Genomic DNA, 23,338 nt, shown 5'->3' on the forward strand with positions numbered 1-23,338 from the left:
ATTAACTCCTTTTAGCTGGGATACGGGGTGTATCTACGTTTACATCGCCGCACTGAGCCCGATGGCGCAAAGCATGGTCAATCAAGACTAAGGCCAACATGGCTTCGGCAATCGGCGTAGCTCTGATTCCCACACAGGGATCATGACGTCCGGTTGTAGACATTAGCACCGGATTGCCTTCTTTATCGATCGAATGACGCTCTTGTGCAATGCTTGATGTCGGTTTGACCGCCAAATTCACCACAATATCCTGACCGGTAGAAATCCCGCCCAAAATACCGCCTGCATGATTACTGGCGAAGCCCGTTGGGCTCAGCTCATCACAATGCACCGAGCCTTTTTGTACAATGCTTTCAAAACCCGCGCCAATTTCAACACCTTTCACCGCATTAATATTCATCATTGCGTAAGCAATTTCTGCGTCCAAACGATCATATACAGGCTCGCCCAAACCAACAGGCACATTTTCTGCAACTACTGTAATTTTTGCACCAACGGAGTCACGCTCTTTACGAACGGCATCCATATAATCTTCAAGCTGCGGTACGATTTCGGCATTAGGCGCAAAAAAAACATTCCCGCCCACTTCATCCCAGCTTTTAAATGGAATTATCATTTCACCCAGCTGGCTCATATAGCCGCGGATCTGAATCCCATATTTCTCATGCAACCATTTTTTGGCAATCGCCCCGGCGGCTACACGCACAGCCGTTTCTCGTGCGGATGAACGCCCGCCACCACGTGGATCGCGAATCCCGTATTTATGCCAGTAAGTATAATCAGCATGCCCTGGACGAAATGTTTCTACAATTTTACCGTAATCCTGACTGCGCTGATCCTGATTACGAATCAGCAGCGCAATCGGCGTGCCTGTAGTTTTACCTTCATAAATACCGGACAAAATCTCTACCGTATCCGGCTCTTTACGCTGAGTGACATGCCGCGAAGTTCCAGGTTTACGGCGATCTAATTCAGCCTGAATATCTTCAGTACTCAAATCCATTCCAGGCGGGCAGCCATCCACTACACAGCCAATCCCTGCCCCATGGCTTTCACCAAATGAAGTTACCGTAAACAATAAACCGAGCGTGTTCCCAGACATTCCAAATCCTCAGAGCCAGTAGCAGACAGGTATTCTGAATTCTAACATGGACAGCTACCTATCTAGGCTTACAAGCAAGCATCAGATCGTGTATTTTTTACAGATAGTACCTAGAAGATTGATTTTTGCGTACCATCATTTGAAAGCAAATCTAGCGGGGCTCGGTAATCCCCCCGTTTTTAAGCGCACTTAAAAGTATATATTCAGGGCCATTATCGGACCTGATTCGCTTAGGCTTGCCGCGCTATTCGATGATTTGATTCAAGCTGCGTATTACACGCTCTGCCGGCAAAGAGAAATCAACTTCAATGCCTAATCCTTCTCGATTAAAATCATCAATCACATTGAATAAGCGAATACTACGTCCATCGGCTAATTGATCATGCATAAAATCCATCGACCACGTTTCATTTTTTGCTGCCGGCACTGCTAATGGCGCTGGCGTTTCGCGTTCTAAGCGCTTTTTAGGTTTAATCCGCAGATTTAATTCTAAATCGCAGTAAATTCTGTAGACCCGTTTATGATTCCAGTGTTTTTTCTTGACGTTGCGCAAATGCAAAAAGCAGAGGCCAAAGCCCCAGTTACGATGCGTTTCCGTGAGCTGGACCAATGAATCAGCAATTTGAGCCTTTTCGGCATCCAACTTACGAATATAGCGATAGCAAGTTGTGCTAATCGCAAAACTAGCGCAAGCCGCACGAATGGACACGGATTTGGTTTCAACGGCCCAGTGAGCCATCTCGCGACGCTGAGATGTTTCAGAGGATTTCTGACATGGCTTCCTTAATGATATCCGCCTGCATCTGGGCTTCGATATACATCTTTTTAAGGCGCTTGTTTTCGTCCTCCAGCTCCTTCATTCTCGTCATCATGGAAACGTCCATGCCACCAAACTTAGCGCGCCACTTATAGAAAGAGGCCGAACTCATGCCGTGCTCGCGGCACAGATCGGGGACGGTCGAACCGGCTTCGGCTTGCTTTAAAATCGCCATAATCTGGCAATATAAATTACCCACGGCTTTCATGTAGAAGCTGCTCAAAGACTGCGAGAAAATTCTACTTAAAAATGAGCTGGTTTTGTGGGGGGATTACCCTTCATGTCTAACCCCATTAATAGGCAAAGGCCGCTTAGTCAATTTAAACAACCAGTAATATAAGTGAACAGTAATCCATGACATATAATGCCTTAGCGCTGTCCGTATTTGAAAGAAAGTTGATAATCGATGATAAAAAAACGCTCATAACATTAATTTAATTGAAGTGAAGCACTAAAGTTTTTACGAATCAGGTCGATACTTGGCATAATGACTGTACAGAAAGTCACACTGGCCGGTGACGAAGGATGACTTACCATGAAAATCGATCAAAACAAGCCTCTGAATACAACTCCCAGCCGCAACAGCGAGCGTACGACGAGCACCCCGACAGCAGGCACAGAGCGTTCGAATACGGATAACGTCACCATCAATCCGCTGGCGGCTAAGCTAAGTCAGATCGAACAAAGCCCAAAACCCACTTTTGATGCCGGACGTGTCGAATCACTCAAAAAAGCCATTAGCGAAGGCCGCTTTACTGTTCGCACAGAAGCCATCGCCGGAAAAATCATCCAAAGCGCACAAGAACTTCTAGGCAAGTGAAATGACCATAAACTCGCCTTTGGATGGCCTGCTCACCCAGGCCATCAGCAGTATGCAAGCATTACTTGGCTTACTTAAAAAAGAGCAAAATTATCTGGTAGCCAATCAGCTGGACCCTCTGCTTGTACTCACCACAGAAAAACAAGCGATGGCAGTCGATGCAGAGCAAGCCGGGCAGGCACTTAGCCAGTTTTTTGCGGCTCAGGGGGGTGATCCGCAAAATGATGTCAGCAGATGGTTTACAGAGCAGCACCCGGATGCGCTGGGCCAGTGGCAGGCACTGCTGGAAATCACCCGCCAAGCTGCAGCCTTTAATAGCAGCAACGGCCAGCTTATTGAAACCCGCCAGCAGCTGATCAATGGTTTTATGCAGCAAATTTTAGATTCCAGCCACAACCGGCCACTCTACGCTCCTGACGGCAAACTCACTTCGCTGCCGCAAGGCCAAAAACGCGACCTGGCTTAAGGGTTTTGGGCCAGAAGGCTGCGCCCACCCTCAAAGCGCTGTGCAAAATAAGGGCTGGATAATGATTCCACTCTTATTTTTCCTTTAGACGAAGGCGCATGAATAAAGCGTCCGTCACCCAAATAAATCCCCATATGTGAGAACGAGCGCCCCAGGGTGTTAAAAAATACAAGATCACCTGCTCGCAACTGCTCACTTGCCACCGGGCGGGCCAGGCTGGCAATCTGTGCGGCATTATGAGGCAATACCGCGCCTACTGCATTTTTGTAAATAAAGCTCACCATTCCGCTGCAATCCAGGCCAGCTTCCGGGTTATTACCGCCAAACTGATAGCTAACATCCAGTAAGCCCAGCGCATACATCACGATTTCTCGACCTGCACCTTCGGCCTGAATATGACTTAAAGATTTGGATACCGGGTAAGAGGCTTTGCTGCGTATTGGCGGTGAGCTGCACGCACTTAAAACCAGAACGCTCAGCAATAAAATCTTTTTCAATCCGAATCCTTTTTAAATACAAACAATTAACCATCCACCGGATTTGCCGGGGTTGCCAGAATCAGCTGATAAAAAACTAAATCCAGCCAGCGGCCAAATTTGAATCCTGATTGTTTAATCGTACCTGCATGGCTAAACCCAAGCTGCTGATGCAAAGCAATACTCGCTATATTTTCTGCATCAATTCCGCCAATTAAGGTGTGATAGCCCTGCTGCTGGGCTTTTTCAATAATAAGCAGTAATAGTTTCTTACCCAAACCCTGCCCACGATAATCAGGTTGAATATAAATCGAATGTTCAATCGAGTATTTATAGGCAGGCCGTACACGAAATGCACCATAAGATGCAAAGCCCAATAAGATACCCGCTTCATTTTCAATTCCCAGCACCGGCAAATTATTTGCTTCTTTATCAGCAAACCAATCCACCATACTGGCTAAAGGGCGAAGGCTATAATCATAAAGAGCAGTGGAGTTTGCAATTGCTTCATTAAATATAAAAAGAATCTGTTCAGCATGCCGTGCATAAGTACAAGAAACAATCTGCATTATTTACTCTTAGCTCCATCTGTTAAATCAAAAAAAAACACCTCGGGATCAATCCCTCGGTGTTTTTTCAAAAGCCACTTAAACAAAAAATGACCTTAGGAATGCGAGCGTTTATAATCTACATCGCAATCTGTCAGCACAATCACACGCGGATGTGTTTGCAAAAATGATGCTGGCACCTGAGTCGTAATCGGGCCATTTAAAGTGCGATCAAGAATTTCAGCTTTTTCTGCACCTTTAACAACCAGCAAAATTGATTTCGCATGCAAAATAGAACCCATGCCCATTGTTAATGCATGGGTTGGTACTTCATCAATACTATTAAAAAAGCGTTTATTTGCTTCACGGGTTTCCGGCTTTAAAGTCACTTTATGTGTAAAACGGGATAATGCTTCATCAGGCTCATTAAAGCCGATATGCCCATTATGCCCGATACCCAGAATCTGCATATCTACCAGGCCTTTCTGATAAATCAGCTCATCATAACGGCGGCCTTCTTCATCCAAATCATCTGCATTACCATTAGGCACATAGGTATTTTCTGCAAGAATATCAATATGGTTAAACAAATGACTATTCATAAAACTACGATATGATTCCGGATGAGTCACCGACAAGCCAGCATATTCATCCAGATTAAATGTTGTTACTTCTTTAAAACTAACCAGCCCCTGCTGATATGTTTTTACTATTTCCTGATAAATACCAACAGGGGTACTACCTGTTGCCATACCCAGGATTGCATTGGGCTTAGTACGGACAATAGACAGCAATAAATCAGCACCAACACGATTCAGTTCATTTTGATCTTTGAATTTATGTAAAATCATGATTATGTAAATTCCAAAATAAGTAAAACGGCCTACATACTATACGTCAACTAAGTAAGATTTGTTGATGCAAACCACACATCATGCAAAAAAATCAGGAAAATAACCAGGGTTGTTCGATTTTTCGCTGTGCTTCAAAAGCTTTAATTTCTGCTGCGTGATGTAAAGTCAAACCAATTTCATCCAGACCATTTAATAAACAATGCTTGCGATGCCCTGTGATATCAAAACTAAATACCTTACCAGAAGGCGTTGTTACTGTTTGCGCAGGCAAATCCACACTCAGGCAATAGCCTTCATTAGCCTCGCTTTCCGCAAACAGCAGCTCCACGCTTGCCGCATCCAGCACAATGGGCAATAAGCCATTTTTATAACAATTATTAAAAAAGATATCTGCAAAACTGGGCGCAATTACCACGCGAAAGCCGTAATCACCAATTGCCCACGGCGCGTGTTCACGGCTGGAGCCGCAGCCAAAATTGTCTCTGGCCAAGAGTACTTCAGCCCCCCGATAGCGCGGGAAATTCAGCACAAAATCAGGATTAGGCTTGCGCTGACTGTTATCCATGCCCGGCTCGCCATGATCTAGGTAGCGCCATTCATCAAACAGATTTGGGCCAAAACCTGAGCGCTTAATCGATTTTAAAAACTGCTTAGGAATAATGGCATCGGTATCCACATTGGCGCGATCCAATGGGCATACCAAGCCGTTTAATTGAGTAAATGCTTTCATTTATTGGCCGCCTTTTCGATGGCTTCGCCACCCTTTTTAATATCTTTGCCCATGCCCGATACGGTATTGCATGCCGGAAGCCCCAGCATCAAAAACATCAACGTCAGCGTTGCAATTTTTTTCATCCCTGGATCTCCTTAAGCGAACTGGCGCACATCAACAAAGTGGCCGGCAATTGCCGCAGCAGCTGCCATTTCCGGGCTAAGTAAATGCGTGCGTCCGCCCTGGCCCTGGCGGCCTTCAAAATTTCGGTTACTGGTTGAAGCACAGCGCTCACCCGGCTCTAAGCGATCCGCATTCATTGCCAGACACATAGAGCAGCCCGGCTCGCGCCACTCAAAACCTGCAGCAACAAAAATCTTATCTAAGCCTTCAGCTTCCGCCTGTGCTTTAACAAGGCCAGAGCCTGGCACCACCAGCACCAGCTTCACATTAGCAGCCTTGGTTTTACCCTTGGCAATGCCAGCGGCGGCGCGCAAATCTTCAATACGAGAGTTAGTACAGGAGCCGATAAATACTTTATCAATCTGGATATCGGTCAACGGGGTATTCGCGGTTAAGCCCATATATTGCAAAGCCCGCTCATAGCTACCACGCTTAACTAAATCCGCCTCGGAGGCTGGGTCTGGCACCGAGCCAGAAATACCCAATACCTGCTCTGGTGAAGTACCCCAGGTGAGCTGAGGCTCGATTTCTGCGGCATCCAGTGTTACCAGCGCATCAAATACCGCGCCGTCATCGGAGACCAGTGTTTTCCAGTGAGCTACTGCAGCATCCCATTGAGCCACATTGGGTGAATACGGGCGATCTTTCAGGTAATCAATGGTTTTTTCATCTACGGCCACCATACCTGCGCGGGCCCCCGCTTCAATCGCCATATTACACAGCGTCATACGTCCTTCCACCGACAAAGAACGAATTGCTTCACCACCAAACTCAATCGCATAGCCCGTGCCGCCTGCCGTGCCTACTTTACCAATAATCGCCAGTGCTACGTCTTTAGCCGTCACCCCTCGACCCAAAACGCCATCCACACGAATCAGCATCGCTTTGGATTTTTTGGCAACCAGCGTTTGCGTAGCCATCACATGTTCGACTTCCGATGTACCAATTCCATGAGCCAGCGCAGCAAATGCGCCGTGTGTTGAAGTGTGGCTGTCGCCACAGACAACCGTCATACCTGGCAAAGTTGCGCCGTTTTCCGGGCCAACTACGTGCACAATGCCTTGCTTTTGATCTTTAAAAGGATAATAAGCCAGTGCCCCAAACTCTTTGATATTGGCATCCAGCGTTTCAACCTGCAGGCGTGAGATAGGGTCTTGAATTCCCTTATCCCAATCATTAGTTGGCGTATTATGGTCGGCAGTTGAAACAACAGAAGATTTGCGCCATAACGCTCTGCCCGCCAGCTTCAGGCCTTCAAAAGCTTGCGGACTGGTGACTTCATGCACCAGGTGACGATCAATATAAATCAGGCAGGTGCCATCGTCCTCGGTACGAACAACGTGGGAGTGCCAAAGTTTGTCATAAAGTGTCTGGGCCATGGCGATAGTCTGGAAAAGTCAGGGCCTTCGAAACTAGCATAGAAGGCCTTTTGCCACAACCGCGTAAGCAAGACTTATACCGATATGGTTTAAATAAAAAATTACACCCTGCTTTATCTCATAGGAAAGGATATCTAAATGCACCGATCATTCCTCGCCCTGATGCTTCTTGCAAGCGGATGGGTTCAAGCCGCATCCTGCCAAAGTGTGGCAGAAGGATTAAACCGTCAGCTACACCCCGGCACCAGTACAAGCGAGCTGACAGAAATACTTTCCAGCCTCAATCAACAAGCTCGCCTGCCTGCCAAATTTGTCACCAAGCGCGAAGCTCAGGCTGCAGGATGGCGCCCTGGCAGTAGTCTCTGGCAAAGCATGCCTGGCAAATCCATTGGTGGCGATCGCTTTAGCAACCGTGAAAACCGTCTGCCCCGGGGCCAGTACCAGGAGGCAGATCTAGACTACCAGGGTGGAAAACGCGGGGCAAAACGAATTGTCTTTAGCAAAGGTGGCTCACGTTTTATCACCGTTGATCATTATCAGACTTTCACCGAGGTGGCAGCATGTCAATAAGCCAGCACGCCGTACTCCGGCATATCCACAAGCTTAGTGATGTCTATCAGCAACTGACAGAACAGCTGGATTTTTCCAGCGATTTTATTAACAACCTTGATGCACTTTATGACGAATTGAGCGCCAATCTGGAAGGCCCCATCCAGATCACATGGGAAAACGCCAGGGAAGCGCAGGCCAAGCTGGGCAAGAAAGACTATGCATCCTTACTTGCTGTATTTAATGATGCCATCTCAGAGCGTGATGATTTAAGCCTTATCCTTAAGCCCTGAATACGGTTACCCCTGTTTAAATTGCCTGTCTTTTGCCTGGGAATAACAAACAAATCTGGCAGGAAAAATATCCAGGGCCGCTACAGATATCACGTAATTTAACTCAATTTACTTTTTTAAACGCAAATCATCCGGCAAAAAAAAACGCCGCTCTTTTTAAGGGCGGCGTTTTTTTGGATCAATCAAAAGAGAAAGTGTAATAGGCATCCCCGGTCATTTCATCTGTGCCAATTCGTGAAACCAGAGACCAGCCTTTAGTAAGCTGCCAGGTAAACTTCACCGCGTCGCGCAAACCATTGACGCTTTTCTCAAGAGAGACCCGGATATTTTTGCTTAGCTGCTTACCCACCGAAACGACCTGGGTGGAGGTGCCGTCTTTTTCTTTTTGACTGCTAAAACCCACATCATCCAGACCTAATTTATCCAGAAGACCCTCGCTAAAGCCACTACCACTGTCTTCTGACGTAAGCAGTGCATTGGCAACCTGCAGCATCAGGGCGCTATCGGATTTTTCCATACTGTCCGAGCCATGACCAAACAAGAGCCAGCTAAGCTTTTCACTATCCGGCACACTAGGCTCAGAATAAAGCAGCACTTTGGGCCGTAAAGCCGTACCCGTTACCTGCACCCCTGCTTCCACCTGCTGCCCGCGGCGCATAGCCAGCACATCCAGCCCCGGGTTATCGATCGGCCCCTGAAACGCCAGCACGCCCCGCTCAATATCCAGCTTCTGCCCATAAGCACTGTAAGTACTGCGGGCATTCCCTTCATTTTCAGCAACCTGCACCACACCGTGGGCAGTGGGTGCCTGATTGGCCTGTGCACGTAAACGCAGCAACCCCACCAGACGGGCATCCAGGCCATAGCCGCGAAAGCGGAAGTTTTTACCCAGATCAATATCCATCTGTAAAGATAACTGTGGCCCTATATCAACCGGTGGTTTGGCACGCCCCTTGATCACGACATCATCGGAGAGTTTTGGCACATCCCTGGATTGAAAACGAATATCCCCTTCATCTGCTTTCAGCTGCCCGCTCACACTCAGAGCTTTATCCCTGAGCGTGATATTACCCTGACCCGACATCACCACTAGCATATCTGCCTTGCTGATCAAAGTCAGCTTACTGGCAGTTACCTGCGCCGTAGCACTTGGAGTAGCCCCCCCTAAATCAAAAGTACCCTTTGCATCCAGAGTACCCTGCCCTCCTTTAAACTGAAATTGCTGCACATTAATTTGCTGCTTATCCAGCGTGACTTTCACTTTGCCCTCTTGTAAAGCCAGACCCGTAGCCGCATCCCGCACCGACACACCATCACCATAGATAAAGCCGGTCCAGTTATTGTCTTTAGGTAAGCCCGAGTGGCGAACCTCAAAGCGTCCGCTACCAGCCAGCGTTAAATCAGGGGCCAGCAACGGGCCAAACATGGATAGCTTGGGGACTTCCCCCTTGACCAGCACATCCAGCGGCGCACGCTCTGCCAGGCGCCAGTTCACGGCATCAAGCAAAGTGGTACCGCTGGCCTGCATCTGGCCAAACCGGCCAGAGCCCAGATTACCGCTAAAACTCAATGCAGATTGCCTGGCCAGTACTTGCAGTTTGAAATCCTGCAAATCAAACCTCTGCGGCGCAGTACTGTGCGTGACATACCTTAAATCACCCGATTGCCGATGAATGTCCAGCCGTCCGTCCAGGTGTCCTGCTGATTTGAACGCCCAGCGGCCACCCAGCATTAAATTACCACTAACTTCTTTTTGCCCTAGCAAAGTAAGCCATTGCCCAACTGAAACCTGTTCCAGCTCGCCAGCGGTATCCAGGTTACCATCCTGCCAGTTCAACCTTTCAATATGCACCCGCGTGTCACCCATTAAAAGACGCGCATCTCCCACCCGAACCAAATTCGCCCCGGCTTCCAGCGCCAGCGGCGCGGCCAGATTCAAAGCAACAGGCTGATTTACCTGCAGGCCCTGCACGCTGCCCCGCCAGATCCACTGCTCGCTTAAACCCCCTTCAAAACGCGAGCTTACGTCAATCAAACGCTCATCCTGCTGGCCCTTAAGCTGCAAACTGGCGCTATGCTTGGCCCGGCTGCCATCGGCTTTAAAATTGAGGCTCTGGATCTGTACCCCTGCTGCTTTTGCATCATTAATATCAGCACGAATATGCAGCGGGCCTTTTAAATCAGGTTGCAATTCTGCCTCTAAAATAGCTTGATTCACCGATACACCCAATGGTGTTTGCAAACCTGCCACAGTCAGCTGCGTTGCAATTTGCGGGCTAAGCATTGCCCCTTTCAATTGTGCATCGCCGCTAATTTTTCCTGCAAAACCAGGGCCAATCTGTTGCAGCTGGGGCAAGCTGATTTTAAGTTTCAAAATATCACCCGCAAGGCCCAAAGCCCCATTGGCATCAATACGATTTCCGCCCAGGGCAAGCCACAGACCCGCATTAGAAATACGTGATTCCTCTATATTAAGCTGCCCCTTGCCACTGAGTACTTCACCATTGAAACGACTGTCGCCCAGGCTGTAATCCACACTGGCTTTTAATGCAGGCTGCAAAGCCCCCGCCAATTTAAATTGCCCTGTGAGAGATCCTTTCGGGCTTGCCACAAATTCGGCAGGATTTAGCCCTGCAAATTCCCCTGCCAGTTTAAAATCATTTTTAGCGACACCCTTTGCGTCAAGCAGGCCAAACTCGCCTTGCAAAGACACGCTGCTGTTTGCCCGAGATAAGCGGGCTTCACGCAAGGCAATGCGCCGCTCATGTTTAGGATTTAACCAGCCCATATCCAGGTCCAGCGACACATTACGCTGAGCATCAGTCAGCTTAGCCAGAACATCAGGAGCTAACCACGGGCCTTTCAGCGTAATTATCCCGCCCAGAGAAGCGGGTGGCTGCTGCGAAAACAATTTTGCAGGATCAATTTTAGCCAGATCCAGCTGCAGTTTAAGCTGCCCCTTATCCAGTTGCCCTGTCCCTTTTATCTGCCCCTGCCCCAGCAAATCCAGCGACATTGTTTTTAATGTCACGGTTTCCTTTAAGTACCCAAGCTGGCTGCTGATTTGCGTAAACGGTAAGCCTCCCTGATCCACAGTCAGAGGCATTGCATTGCGAATATCCAGTGAGCCGCTGGCTGCATTTTCACCAAGAGGTACAATCGATAAGGACACATCAATCAGTGCCTTGGGTAAACCTTTCATCAGCGCGGCAGGATTCAGCTGTTGCAGCTTAATCTGACCTTCGCTCAATAACTGATAGGTGTAGGGTGCAAACAGATCCAGGCGGGCATTAATCATTGCATTAAGCTGATTGCTTTTAACATCGCCTTTTAGCTGCAATTTGCGCAGCTCGCCATCGAGCTTGATTTGCGATTGCAAAGGCTGGCCCTCAACCTTGCCCGACAAAGCTAGCTGACCCGATGTAACAAAGGGCTGTACTCCTACAAGTGCCAGCTGCCCCTTTAAACCCATATCAACCTCAGGCAGTTTTACCTGCAGCTGATCTAAAGTTATTTGATGAAAACGGCCATTACTTGCCAGTTTGAAACGAACATCATGAATATCAGGTGAATTTTTTATGCTCAAACGACGCACCCGTGCCTGATCAATATGCAGGCCGATTGGCAATGTAAGGCTTGTTGGCGCAGGTGAGGGTGGTTTATCAGGAGGACCTGGCTTAATCTCAATTTCTAAATGCCCGATACTTAATTCATCAAGCGATAAATCCCGCGCCAGAAGGCTGTACGGACTCCATGCAAGGCTCATTTTATTCACGGCAATCCGGACATCGGCGGTGTTGACCACAAGGCCATGCAGGGAGAAATCAGACCATAAAGTGCCATCAATCGCCCGCAGCTTGGCTACCCCACTTTGATTGACTTGTTTTACAAGCCAGTCACGACCCGTATGCGAGTCAAAAAAAGCCAGCGCAATAGTCAGCAAAAAAATGGGGAATACCAGCAAAAACAGTAAGCCACCGATCAGGCGGCGCAAGCGGGAATAACGAGGAACAGGCTTTACAGCCTGAGGATCTGCCGCAGCAGGTTGAAGATGATTCTGCATTTTAAAATGTCACTCCCATAGAGAAGTGAACACGAAACTGTTTTGCTTCCACGCCTCTTGCCACATCCAGACCAATCACCCCGACAGGACTCACCCAACGTGTACCCAGCCCGGCACCGGTCGAGCCACGCCAGTCTTTCCACTGATCCCCCACCCCGCCATGATCAACAAACACCGCTCCCAGCCAGTCTTTATAAACGGGCGTCTGAAACTCTATGGAGCTCACCGCCATAACACGACCTGGAATAACCGAGCCCCCTAGCGACAAACCCAGGCTTTGATAATCGTACCCCCGGACAGAAGATGAGCCACCGGTCCGGAACAGCCAGTCAGTTGGCACGTTAAAAGATTCTTTAGTGAAGGTATCTCCCAGCTCTAAGCGGCCAACCACGACACTTTTTTCACCAACAGGCCAGAACTGCACACCTCTTCCGTAAAGGCGAACAAAGCTTTCATCGGACAACAACCCTTTAAGCGCTCCCCCCCCTTCCAGGGTAATGACATTTCCCGAGCGGGGGTTTCGGATACGGTCCACATCACGCCGGACCCACTGGTATTTTGCAGTTAAAGACTGAGGATCGGAAATAGAGCCATCATTTAACTCGCGGCGTTCCATCTGATATTCAATAGCGATTAATCGATCAATATTTTTTTCTGTACTACTACGGGATACACCCGTTTTCCAGGTGCTGGTCGTCAGCCCCTGAATGTCTTCACGCACAAAGCTGCCATAAACCCGGTGCTCGTAACCGGAAGCAAAACGCGGGAAAGTAATGCCGGTATTAAATGACTGCTCTTTTTGCTCAAGACTCAAACCACTGTCTAGCACCCAACCACGATCCATTAAATTTAGGTAGCGATAATCAAACGAGCCCCGCGCACCGGTATTACTGCTAAAGCCCAGGCCCGTACTGATTTTACTCATGGGCGCTTCTTGCAATGTGACTTTTACCGGTGCAATAAATGGCGGCTTTGCCGGTAAATCAACATCAACCAATACCAGGGAAAAATGCGGTAAATTTTGCAAATAGGTCTGTAATTCCAATAAATCATTACGACGATACTCTGCCCCTTCTGCAAACTTAACATTATTACGAACCAGTTTCTCCGGATAACGTGATAATCCCGTGATACTGACCGGTCCATAAAAGTAAGCTGGGCCGCTCTCCACATCAACGACCAAATCAACCGCATGCGCCTCGGGGTCAACATTAGCCTCGGTGCGCACTAATTTAGCAGCAGGATAACGGCGATTAAGTAAAAGACTAACTGCACCACGCTTGCCGCTATCCCAGGCGCTTTGACGAAATACACTGCCTTTGGGTAAAGGCCAGGTTTGCTCCTGACGCTCTTCCAAACGCTTCATGCGTACCTCGTCAGGAATAATATCACCGAGATAATTCACATCCACGCTGCGCACTAAAGTTGGCTTACCTGCGTCAACCTCCAGGGAGACAATGGCAGGCACGACAGATTCATCCAGTTTGGTTTTAACCGTGGGCGAAAAATATCCTTCGGTAGCAAGCAGGCCGGCAACCGCTTCCGATGCATTATCAATCATGCGGGTAAGCTGCTCTCTGGTCATCCTTTTTTCTGTTTTTAAGCGGGACAGATCCAGATGTTTTTCTAAAAGGCCCTGCAATTCATCAGGCGCTTCAATGTTTAATACATAAGGAAAATAGACACTCTGCTCAGTTTCTGTAGCAGGCGGCTCTTCAGCCCTAACCAATACAGGAAGGACCAAAACCAACAAAAGGAATGACCGGACAATCATAAGGATGATTTTAGAAGAGACAAAGTTGCTACTCTACCTCAAGCAGAGCATAGCGACCAAAAAAGAACCCGGTCTGAGTATGCATCAAAAAATGCAGTACACAGAACCGGGCAACAAGAAAGACCAGATGAAGAGTCAAAACATACTACACACACAACAACTTACTACCTACCACACTTACAAACAACTAAACCGGCAGATCAACGAATTGCGATAAAACCTCATCATTTCAAAAGCAAGTTTTAGGCAGATTCGGGGCTCTTAAAAAGGACTTGCAGAGCACTCATTGGCACCTGTTTAAAGGCTTGGGTCAGAGATCTGTTCCCAATCAAGCAGTGACGCTACTTTAGCAAAACCATAAATTAATCGCAAGCATTTTTGTAATAAAACTACCAACACAAATACATCAATCTACACAAAAAACTACATTTTTTTATAAAAAATACAATAAATACAAAGATATGCAATGTATTAACAATGAAAAACAACAGGTGCATAATGTAATTTAACTACATATAAAAAAGCAAACAGAAAGCCTGTCACAGGCACTGGGAAACGAAAGAAAAAATAGCATAAGCCAACTACACTGCACCCGCTCTTCACATCAAATTAAACAGGGTGCAGCAATGCTTAAACAGAAGAAAAGTTTAAAAAGAAAAGCGAAAGGTATACTGTAAATATCAAGAAATAAAAAAGGCGACGCACAGAGGAAAACAAGCACCCCGTACACCGCCCCGCTTACCCCGGAAAGGTTATTTATACCTAATGTGATATATCACTTACCTAGTAAAGCAGCCTTTAATGAATCATTAACCGGCGCTTTACCCAGCCAGATCGACAACATTGCTGCCGCAAAATCATCGCCGGCAATCGTGGCAAATGTTTTACCGCGCACAGTAACCCGTGTCCCCTGGCCGGGCATAAAGTCGAGCACAATCACGTCCCCTTTTGCTGCTGTTTTAACTTGTTTGAATACTTGTTCCAGCTCAGTAATTTTTGGTGCCAGCGCCGCCAGTGCCGCCTCGCTCTGATTCGCCTTCAAGCCCTCAACAAAACCTTCATGCATCGCAGGTGCAGAAACTTCACGCAGCATGCGTAGTTCCATGCGGCGCGGCACCGACGAATTAACAACCGCACTTGCATTTTGTGTTTTAACCGGCACATATAAGGCCGCCAGATAAACATCAAAAAATACTTTTTTGCGTACTCCCGCACCATTTAATGCCAGCGACTGGCTGGCCAGCTCGGCACGATCAGCCAGATTTACCCCTGCCACTTCCAGAGCCATGCTGCTTTGTGCCGCCAGCACAAAGGAAGCTCCAATCAGTAATTTTTTCATTTTTTCATTTCCTGGAAAAAAAACCCACGGATTTTAAATCCGTGGGCAAAAGCCTTGATCTGCGAGCGAAATATTACAAGGATTGAATAATCCCTGCCGCGCCCATACCGGTACCGATACACATGGAAATCATGCCGTATTTGCCAGCCATACCGTGACGGCGCATACCATGCACGATAGTTGCCGCACGAATCGCGCCGGTTGCACCCAGCGGGTGGCCTAAAGCAATCGCGCCGCCCAGTGGATTCACCTTGCTCATATCCAGGTTAAGATCACGTGCAACAGCCAGCGCTTGCGCGGCAAAGGCTTCGTTCAGCTCGATCCAACCCAGATCATCCAGCGTCAGGCCAGCTAACTTCAGTGCAGCCGGAATGGCTTCTTTCGGGCCAATCCCCATAATGTGCGCAGGCACACCTTTTACGGCAAAGGTTACATAACGCGCCAAAGGCACAAGGTTAAATTGCTTCAGAATGCGCTCAGAAACCAGAATCACCGCACCGGCGCCATCGGACATTTGCGAGCTGTTACCCGCTGTGACTGAGCCTTTAGCTGCGAATACGGTTTTGAGCTTAGCCAGGCCTTCCATGGTAGTGCCAGCGCGTGGGCCTTCGTCGGTATCGCAAATTTTGCTGGTGACTTCAACTTCGCCAGTTGCCAGATTAGGCGTGCGTGCAAATACTTCCAGCGGGCTGATTTCGTCTTTGAATTCGCCTGTGGCAATCGCATGCAGGGCACGGCGATTGGATTCCACCGCAAATGCATCCTGATCTTCACGGGATACATTCCACTGCTCGGCTACTTTTTCTGCCGTCAGGCCCATCCCGAAGGCAATGCCCAGATTTTCGTTTTTAGTGAAAATTTCAGGATTGAGGGAGATTTTATTTCCCATCATTGGCACTTGCGACATGCTTTCTGTACCTGCCGCGATCATCACATCGGCTTCGCCCAAGCGAATCTTATCCGCAGCCATAGCAATGGCATTCACGCCCGAGGAGCAGAAACGATTGATGGTTACACCACCGACCGTATCTGGCAAACCCGCCAGCAGCACAGCCATGCGGGCAATATTCATCCCCTGCTCGGCTTCTGGCATGGCGCAACCAACAATCACGTCTTCGATCAGCTTAGGATCAAGCTGAGGCACTTGAGCCATCGCACTCTTTAATACATGGGCCAGCAAATCATCCGGGCGAACATTGCGCAGCATACCGCGCGGTGCTTTACCAACCGGGCTGCGCGTGGCAGCAACGATATAAGCTTCTTGAATCTGTCTGCTCATTTTGAGCTCCTAAATAGGGGTATTCGCTAAAGCAACACGTAATCAGTGATCGATTTTGTAGGGCGGGTAAGACCCGCGTATTTATTCAGCATCGCTCGCGGGTTTCACCCGCCCTACATCTAATTCATCAACAATTTTTTAGTTACGCAGCGGCTTGTTGTTTTCCAGCATATACATGATGCGCTCTTGCGTTTTGCCGGTTTTGAGTAGCTTCATAAAACGCTCACGCTCCAGCTTCAGGATCCATTCTTCATCCACCAGAGTGCCTGCATCTACATCACCACCGGTCATGATTTCGGCGATATGGCCGGCAATCAGGTAGTCGTGCTTGGAGATAAAGCCGCCTTCCAGCATATTGATCAGCTGGCCTTTGATAGTGGCAGCGCCTGCACGGCCCGCTACAGCAAATGCTTTTGGTTTAACCGGCGCTTTGTAGCCTGATTCGCTCATGGCGCGGACTTGCGCTTTGGCCACATAGAGCAATTCATTCGGGTTAAACACAATAATGTCGGAGCTGCGCAGATAGCCGATTTGCTGGCCTTCTTCTGCACTGGTACCCACTTTCGCCATCGCTACCGACAGGTAGTAATCTTTCAGTGCGGCAACAATATCGCCCTTCGCCTCGATTGAGGCACGCAGTGCAAATTCTTTACAACCGCCACCAGCAGGCAAGAGACCCACACCCACTTCAACCAAGCCGATATAGGTTTCAAGGCAGGCCACAACGCGTGAGCAGTGCATCAGGAATTCGCAACCACCACCGAAGGCATAGCCCTGAGCCGCGCCAACCACTGGCACAGCCGCATATTTAAGACGCATGCTGGCTTTTTGGAATTCGGCCACCATATTTTCGATCGAAGCAAAGTCACCCGTCATAAAGGCGGGGCCCATGCTCATCAAATCTGCACCAACCGAGAATGGCGCTTCCGGATGCCAGACCACCAAACCTGCGTAACGCTCTTCAGCGATCGTAATCGCCTGATTTACCCCGGCCAATACATCCGGGCCAATACAATGCGCCTTGGTTTTAAAGCTCAAAACAACCACATCTTCGCCAGCCTGCGCCCAGAGGCGAACGCCGTCATTTTCAAAAATGGTTTCGCCATAAAGAGGTGCAGCATCACCCACCACGGTTGGCGGGTAAAGCTGACGCTTATAAACTGGCAAGTTAGAGCGTTGTTTCAGCGCATTATCTGCCGCGCTGTACGAGCCTTCTGGTGTATGCACAGCATCACGCGCCGCCACCCAGGCAGGCAGTGCCACATCACCCATAACCTGGCCGGCTGCTAAGTCCGCCGCAATGGCCGCTGTAATCTCTTTCCAGCCAGCAGCTTGCCACTGCTCAAACGGGCCTTGATTCCAGCCGAAACCCCAGCGAATTGCAAAATCCACATCACGGGCATTGTCTGCAATGGTATCGAGGTGATAGCTGATGTAATGCCATACATCGCGCATGCAGGCCCAGAGGAATTGCGCTTCTGGGTGAGTGGATTCGCGCAGCGCTTTAAAGCGTGCAGCCGGATCAGTGATTTTCAGCAACGCTTTCACTTCATCGCTACCTTTTTGTCCGCCAGCAATGTATTCGCCGGTAGACGGATCAAGCATCAGTACATCACGGCCTACTTTCTTGAATACGCCAGCCTTGGTTTTTTGGCCCAAAGCGCCGTTTTCAATCAGCTTTTGCATCCAGGCCGGAACGGTAAAGTATTTGTGCCAAGGATCGGATGCCAGTTGCTCGGTCATGGTTTTAACCACATGAGCAAAGGTATCCAGGCCAACTACGTCGGCAGTACGGAAAGTAGCTGATTTCGGACGACCCAGGCGTGGGCCGGTCAGATCATCAACCACATCAAAACGGATGCCGAGGCGTTCGGCGTGATAAATCGTTGCCAGCATGGAGAACACACCAATGCGGTTGGCAACAAAGTTAGGCGTGTCTTTAGCGCGTACTACGCCCTTGCCCATACGGGTAACAAGAAAGCTTTCCAGCGCGTCCATCATGGCAGGGTTAGTCTGGGAGTCGGCAATCAACTCAACCAGATACATATAGCGTGGCGGATTAAAAAAATGAATACCACAGAAACGACTACGCAATTGCTCAGGCACACCGCCCGCCAGCGAATTAATCGATAAGCCGGAAGTATTGGATGCCAGAATAGCGTGCGGTGCTACAAACGGGGCAATCTTGGCATATAAATCGAGTTTCCAATCCAGGCGTTCAGCAATCGCCTCGATAATTAAATCGCAACCTTTTAATTTTTCCAAATCAGAACCGTAATTAGCGGGCTCAATATGGTCCGCGCGCATAAGCGACGCTAAAGGCGACGGTTTCATTTTTTTAAGATTTGCAATTGCCTTTGTTGCAATGCCATTTGCATCACCTTCTTTGGCTGGCAAATCAAATAAAACGGTTTTAATTCCCGCATTGGCAAGATGGGCAGCAATTTGCGCTCCCATAACGCCCGCGCCGAGAACGGCAACCTGACGGATATGCACGGTATTGGCCATGTTTAGCCTCGCTAAAAGGAAAGAAAGGGCGGCGAAAGCCGCCCGGAGTCACGAAACCCTCCCCAAAGGGAGGGATAAAACGAATTAGAAGCGGTAATTCAATTGTGCACCAAATACATTGGCGTATGCAGACACATCAGCATTAGTCATTACGCTATTGCTTCCATCTTTATTAGCCATACTTGTATTTTTAAAATCTACATAGGCATAAGCTACATCCACAGACATATTCTTGTCGATCACATAATTAAACCCGGTAGAGAACCAAATACGATCGCTATCTGGCAAATTGGCAATACGATATTTAGCCTGATCGGCCGGTGATTGATCAAAAGCCAAACCAAAGCGTAATTTTAATGGATCACTATATTGATAGCTCAAGCCCAAAGAGAAGCGATCCGTATCGCGCCATTTTTGTTCTACATCAGCCATAAATCCTGCATCTGTTTTAAGAATTAAATCCTGAAACTTGGAATGCCAGGTATGTGTCCAATCGCCGGTTAGTGCGAATTGGCTATTTAATTTTTTATAAAAATTAAGCGAAAATGAATCCGGTGTTTCTAAATCAACCGTGCCATTTGAATTTAACAGTTTGGCCCCCACAGCGACGCCGGGAGGAAACACACCAGGCACAGTAAACTTAGCATCGCCCTCCAGGGTATGACTCAGGCTAGAGCGGTATGCAGCACCAAAGCGCAATGTGTCGTCTACCTTCCAGGTTGCGCCCAAATTAAAGCCGTAAGACCAGTCATCGCCTTCGTAATCCATGGAACCATCGAGCGCCGGGCTGGAAAAACCACCAACAGTGGCCTTACCACCTAAATCGATCATCTTTTTATAACGAGCTTTCATATACTGGGCCGTCACGCCTGCACCCACAGAAAACTGCTCGTTAATTTTGTAAGCCACCGAAGGGTTAATCGCCAAAGTCATTAACTCCAGATCGGTGCCGTTATAGCGACCAATCCATTTGTCATCAAAATTGGTTTTATCCCCAAAAGGCACAAACATCGCCAAGCCCACAAACAACTGTTCATTCACCTGATGAGTGATATATGTTTGTGGCACGACAACAGGCCCGGTCGCCGTACCACCATCATTACCAGTAACAGTCTTGCCACGACTGTTAGTCGCATTCATATTTGAGAAGCTGATATGTGGATCGACCACAATCAGAGCACCAGAAATATTGGTCCCCGGTAAATTAGTCATCCCGGCAGGATTGTAAAACAATACGGTAGCGTCTTCTGCCTCTGCAGCATTTGAAATAGCAACACCTTGTGCGCTAACACTTTGAGTGCCAAAGTGATAACCGGATGCCAGCCCATTGCCGGCTAAAAATAAGCTTGCCACACCTAAAGTACGAATTGCCATACGAATAGTTCCAGACATCGTCTATCTCCTACTGTGGCCAGTGGCCTGTGGTTTAATCCTAAGTAGTCAATCTGCAACAAACCCCAAGTACTTTATTGGTACTTTCACAAAAGGTAAACTCCCCCTACTTATACCTGTAGTTCCGGAGCCGTTTTAACTTAGGTTTCAAATAATAACGCAAACTTATTTTTATTCAAACGTCTGTTTTGGCGCATTAGGGATTTCATCAGAAGATGAAATCCCCCTGCTTTTTTACGATACTGAAGGTATTTCTGTTGCTATTTTTACACTTTCTTGACTAACGGGCTTAGCTGATGCCGCGTAATTACTGACGAAAGCCTGATTCAAAATATCGCGATGAATAGCATTGTCATCAGAAGTGCTTAAGGTTGAATCAAAATCATCCACCATAATCACTTCACGGCGCAGGCGGCGGGCTCGCTCTACCTCAGCAAACTCCGCTGCAGAAATCAAACCAGTGCTTTGTGCTTCCAGAAGGCGTTCAGAAGCAGTGATGCTCTTTAGACTGCCTTTACGCTGTGCATTACGCAGTTTCCCTTCCAGCGCTTCAGTATCAATCACCGCTTTCAGAGCATGCTCCAGCACCCCTACAGAATCACTCTCGTCTTTAGAGCGATACATATACTGGGTCAGGCGATCGCGCGCTGCTGATGGCTCCATCAGCAAACGGGCAATCTTAGTCCCATCACGATCTGTTGCAGCTTTCAAGCTCAGGCCCAGCGGGAACACCAAGCTGCGCATCAAAAACGCCAGTGCACGGCTTGGGTGATTGGCCATAAAGCCATCCATTGCAACCTGGCAATCATAAAGTGCCGAATCAACGGCCCAAGCCACAAGTGGCAAGTCTTCTTTAGGTGCGCCGTCATCGTTAAATTTCTTTAACGCTGCAGTCGCAATGTAAAGGCCCGACAACATATCGCCCAAACGCGCCGATAGTTTTTCGCGGAACTTCAGACTGCCACCCAATGAGGCCATCCCCATATCAGCCAGAAATGCAAAGGCAGAAGAGAAACGAACCACATTGCGATAACGCTGAGCCATTGCGCCGGATTTTGGCGAGCCTACCAATTTGGCGCCGGTTAAGCCCATTACAAAAGCACGCACCGCATTGGATACGGCAAAGCCAATATGGCCAATCACTGCAGTATCAAACGCAGGCAAATCTTTATTCATTGCCGCGCGTAATTCAGTCAGTACAAAAGGATGGCAACGAATTGCGCCCTGACCAAAGATAATCATGCTGCGGGTTAAGATGTTTGCACCTTCAACCGTGATAGCCACCGGAATCGCACCATAAGCACCGGCCAGATAGTTACGCGGGCCGGTACAAACGGCCTTACCACCATGCACATCCATTGCATCATTAATCACCTTACGCATGCGCTCGGTATTGTGATATTTCAGGATACCGGACAATACAGATGGTTTTTCGCCCATGTCCAGGCCAGACAAAGCCAGACGCTGTGCAGCATCCATCTGGTAAGTCATACCACCGATACGGCCCAGTGCTTCATCCACACCTTCAAAGCGGCCGATCGATAAACCAAACTGATTACGGATACGCGAGTAAGCACCGGTGGTGTACGAGGACACCATGCCGGACGCTACCGACATTGCAGGCAGAGAAATACAGCGGCCTACCGATAAACATTCAACCAGCATGCGCCAGCCCTGGCCAACGTAATCCTTGCCACCGATTACCCAGTCCAGCGGAATAAATACATCCTTACCCCAGTTCGGACCATTTTGGAACACAGCCGTACCCGGATAATGCCGGCGGCCGATATGCACACCTTCATGCTCGGTAGGAATCAGCGCACAGGTGATGCCGATGTCTTCTTTATCACTCAAAAGATGCTCGGGATCGTAAAGCTTGAATGCCATACCGAGCACCGTTGCGATCGGACCCAGTGTGATATAACGCTTTTCCCAGGTTAAGCGAATACCCAGCACATTATCATGATGAATACCGGTACGCGGATCGGTATAGCTACCGCGGCAGACCTTACCAAAGTCCGGAATACCACCTGCATCCGATCCTGCATCAGGGCTCGTTAATGCAAAGCAGGGAATATCTATTCCTTTGGCCAGACGAGGTAAGTAATAGTTTTTTTGCTCATCCGTGCCATAGTGCTGAAGCAGCTCGCCAGGCCCTAGTGAGTTTGGCACCATCACCGACACAGCTGCAGAACCGGAGCGCGTAGCAATCTTGGTAACGACACGGGCGTGTGCGGTGTTACTAAACTCTTTACCGCCGTACTTTTTCTTGATGATCATACCCAGGAAACCCTGGTCTTTAATAAACTGCCATGTTTCAGGCGGCAGATCTTTATGCTGGGTAGAGATTTTCCAGTCATCCAGCATCGCACAAAGCTGCTCGGTCGGGCCTTCAAGGAAAGCCTGCTCTTCTGGTGTTAAAACAGCTTGCGGAATCGCATGCAGGCGATCGAAATCTGGCTTACCCGAAAACAGATCACGATCCCACCATACCGTACCGGCATCAACCGCTTCTTGCTCGGTTTGTGACATGGCTGGTGTAATCTTACGAAACACACTAAACATCGGGCCGGTTAAAACAGCGCGGCGGATCAATTTAATGTTGATCAGTGCCAGCACCACAGCAACAACAATTAAAATGCTGACCGACATCGCCGAAGTTTTAACCCCTATAGCAGTCGCCGCTAAAAACAATAGGGAACTAAGCCAAAGTGGAGCGCGCCAGTACGCAAGGAGCAAAAACGCACCAAAAATTGGTAATAGATGTAGCAATACGTTAGTCAT

18 protein-coding genes and 1 pseudogene are annotated in these 23,338 nt (G+C 48.4%); 4 read left to right on the forward strand and 15 right to left on the reverse strand.

The genetic code is table 11. From position 1 onward, the window contains the following. Window position 1: 1 nt before the first annotated feature. Complete coding sequence (aroC, locus tag EJO50_RS08500) at window positions 2–1,102, reverse strand: chorismate synthase (RefSeq protein WP_125973304.1); 1,101 nt, start codon at window positions 1,100–1,102, stop codon at window positions 2–4. Between the two features lie 247 nt (window positions 1,103–1,349). Continuing rightward, window positions 1,350–2,127 (reverse strand): annotated as a pseudogene (locus EJO50_RS08505) (IS3 family transposase); the annotation flags it as partial. A 327-nt stretch (window positions 2,128–2,454) separates the two neighbouring features. Between EJO50_RS08505 and flgM the strand changes: the two are divergent. Together flgM and EJO50_RS08515 are read left to right on the forward strand one after the other, a co-directional pair. After that, window positions 2,455–2,739, forward strand: a complete 285-nt coding sequence (gene flgM, locus EJO50_RS08510) for a flagellar biosynthesis anti-sigma factor FlgM (RefSeq protein WP_125973306.1) — start codon at window positions 2,455–2,457, stop codon at window positions 2,737–2,739. Window position 2,740: 1 nt separating this feature from the next. Continuing rightward, a complete protein-coding gene (locus tag EJO50_RS08515; RefSeq protein ID WP_125973308.1) occupies window positions 2,741–3,205 on the forward strand; it encodes a flagella synthesis protein FlgN in 465 nt (154 codons plus the stop codon). On the opposite strand, the gene EJO50_RS08520 is transcribed toward EJO50_RS08515, so the two are convergent. From EJO50_RS08520 to leuC, 6 genes are all read right to left on the reverse strand, one after another. After that, window positions 3,202–3,702, reverse strand: coding sequence for a C40 family peptidase (locus EJO50_RS08520; protein WP_125973310.1), 501 nt, complete (start codon window positions 3,700–3,702; stop codon window positions 3,202–3,204). The genes EJO50_RS08515 and EJO50_RS08520 overlap by 4 nt on opposite strands. Window positions 3,703–3,728: 26 nt before the next feature. After that, window positions 3,729–4,250 (reverse strand): GNAT family N-acetyltransferase, encoded by a 522-nt coding sequence (locus EJO50_RS08525; protein ID WP_125973312.1) that lies wholly within the window; start codon window positions 4,248–4,250, stop codon window positions 3,729–3,731. Between the two features lie 95 nt (window positions 4,251–4,345). Continuing rightward, window positions 4,346–5,080, reverse strand: coding sequence for a glucosamine-6-phosphate deaminase (gene nagB / locus EJO50_RS08530; protein ID WP_125973314.1), 735 nt, complete (start codon window positions 5,078–5,080; stop codon window positions 4,346–4,348). Between the two features lie 94 nt (window positions 5,081–5,174). Beyond that, on the reverse strand, window positions 5,175–5,813 hold the full coding sequence (gene leuD, locus EJO50_RS08535; RefSeq protein ID WP_125973315.1) for a 3-isopropylmalate dehydratase small subunit: 639 nt from the start codon (window positions 5,811–5,813) through the stop codon (window positions 5,175–5,177). Beyond that, window positions 5,810–5,938 carry an entericidin A/B family lipoprotein gene (locus tag EJO50_RS08540; RefSeq protein ID WP_125973317.1) on the reverse strand — a complete coding sequence of 43 codons (129 nt, stop codon included), beginning with the start codon at window positions 5,936–5,938 and terminating at the stop codon, window positions 5,810–5,812. Before EJO50_RS08540 ends, leuD begins: the two co-directional genes overlap by 4 nt. Before the next feature lie 12 nt (window positions 5,939–5,950). Then, the gene (gene leuC / locus EJO50_RS08545; RefSeq protein ID WP_125973319.1) at window positions 5,951–7,357 is read right to left on the reverse strand and encodes a 3-isopropylmalate dehydratase large subunit; all 1,407 of its coding nucleotides are present in this window, start codon (window positions 7,355–7,357) and stop codon (window positions 5,951–5,953) included. Between the two features lie 138 nt (window positions 7,358–7,495). Here leuC and EJO50_RS08550 point away from each other — a divergent pair, with 138 nt between their 5' ends. Both EJO50_RS08550 and EJO50_RS08555 read left to right on the forward strand, forming a co-directional pair. Continuing rightward, entirely contained in the window at window positions 7,496–7,927 is a 432-nt protein-coding gene (locus tag EJO50_RS08550; RefSeq protein ID WP_125973321.1) for a ribonuclease domain-containing protein, read from the forward strand. Next, entirely contained in the window at window positions 7,918–8,199 is a 282-nt protein-coding gene (locus EJO50_RS08555; RefSeq protein ID WP_125973323.1) for a barstar family protein, read from the forward strand. The genes EJO50_RS08550 and EJO50_RS08555 overlap by 10 nt, the downstream gene beginning before the upstream one ends. A 178-nt stretch (window positions 8,200–8,377) precedes the next feature. On the opposite strand, the gene EJO50_RS08560 is transcribed toward EJO50_RS08555, so the two are convergent. The 7 genes from EJO50_RS08560 to EJO50_RS08590 form a co-directional block, all read right to left on the reverse strand. Then, entirely contained in the window at window positions 8,378–12,262 is a 3,885-nt protein-coding gene (locus tag EJO50_RS08560) for a translocation/assembly module TamB domain-containing protein (protein ID WP_125973325.1), read from the reverse strand. A 1-nt stretch (window position 12,263) separates the two neighbouring features. Then, on the reverse strand, window positions 12,264–14,015 hold the full coding sequence (locus EJO50_RS08565) for an autotransporter assembly complex protein TamA (protein WP_164521461.1): 1,752 nt from the start codon (window positions 14,013–14,015) through the stop codon (window positions 12,264–12,266). Window positions 14,016–14,811: 796 nt separating this feature from the next. After that, a complete protein-coding gene (locus EJO50_RS08570) occupies window positions 14,812–15,375 on the reverse strand; it encodes a chalcone isomerase family protein (RefSeq protein ID WP_125973329.1) in 564 nt (187 codons plus the stop codon). Between the two features lie 73 nt (window positions 15,376–15,448). Continuing rightward, window positions 15,449–16,654: an acetyl-CoA C-acyltransferase gene (locus EJO50_RS08575; RefSeq protein WP_125973331.1), complete on the reverse strand. Its 1,206-nt coding sequence runs from the start codon at window positions 16,652–16,654 to the stop codon at window positions 15,449–15,451. A gap of 138 nt (window positions 16,655–16,792) precedes the next feature. Next, complete coding sequence (locus EJO50_RS08580; RefSeq protein ID WP_125973333.1) at window positions 16,793–19,162, reverse strand: 3-hydroxyacyl-CoA dehydrogenase/enoyl-CoA hydratase family protein; 2,370 nt, start codon at window positions 19,160–19,162, stop codon at window positions 16,793–16,795. 84 nt (window positions 19,163–19,246) lie between these two features. After that, window positions 19,247–20,554 (reverse strand): OmpP1/FadL family transporter, encoded by a 1,308-nt coding sequence (locus EJO50_RS08585; protein ID WP_125973335.1) that lies wholly within the window; start codon window positions 20,552–20,554, stop codon window positions 19,247–19,249. A gap of 234 nt (window positions 20,555–20,788) precedes the next feature. Next, window positions 20,789–23,338 carry an acyl-CoA dehydrogenase gene (locus EJO50_RS08590; RefSeq protein WP_125973337.1) on the reverse strand — a complete coding sequence of 850 codons (2,550 nt, stop codon included), beginning with the start codon at window positions 23,336–23,338 and terminating at the stop codon, window positions 20,789–20,791.

The sequence above is a fragment of the Iodobacter ciconiae genome (assembly GCF_003952345.1).
Taxonomy (GTDB): Bacteria; Pseudomonadota; Gammaproteobacteria; order Burkholderiales; family Chitinibacteraceae; genus Iodobacter; species Iodobacter ciconiae.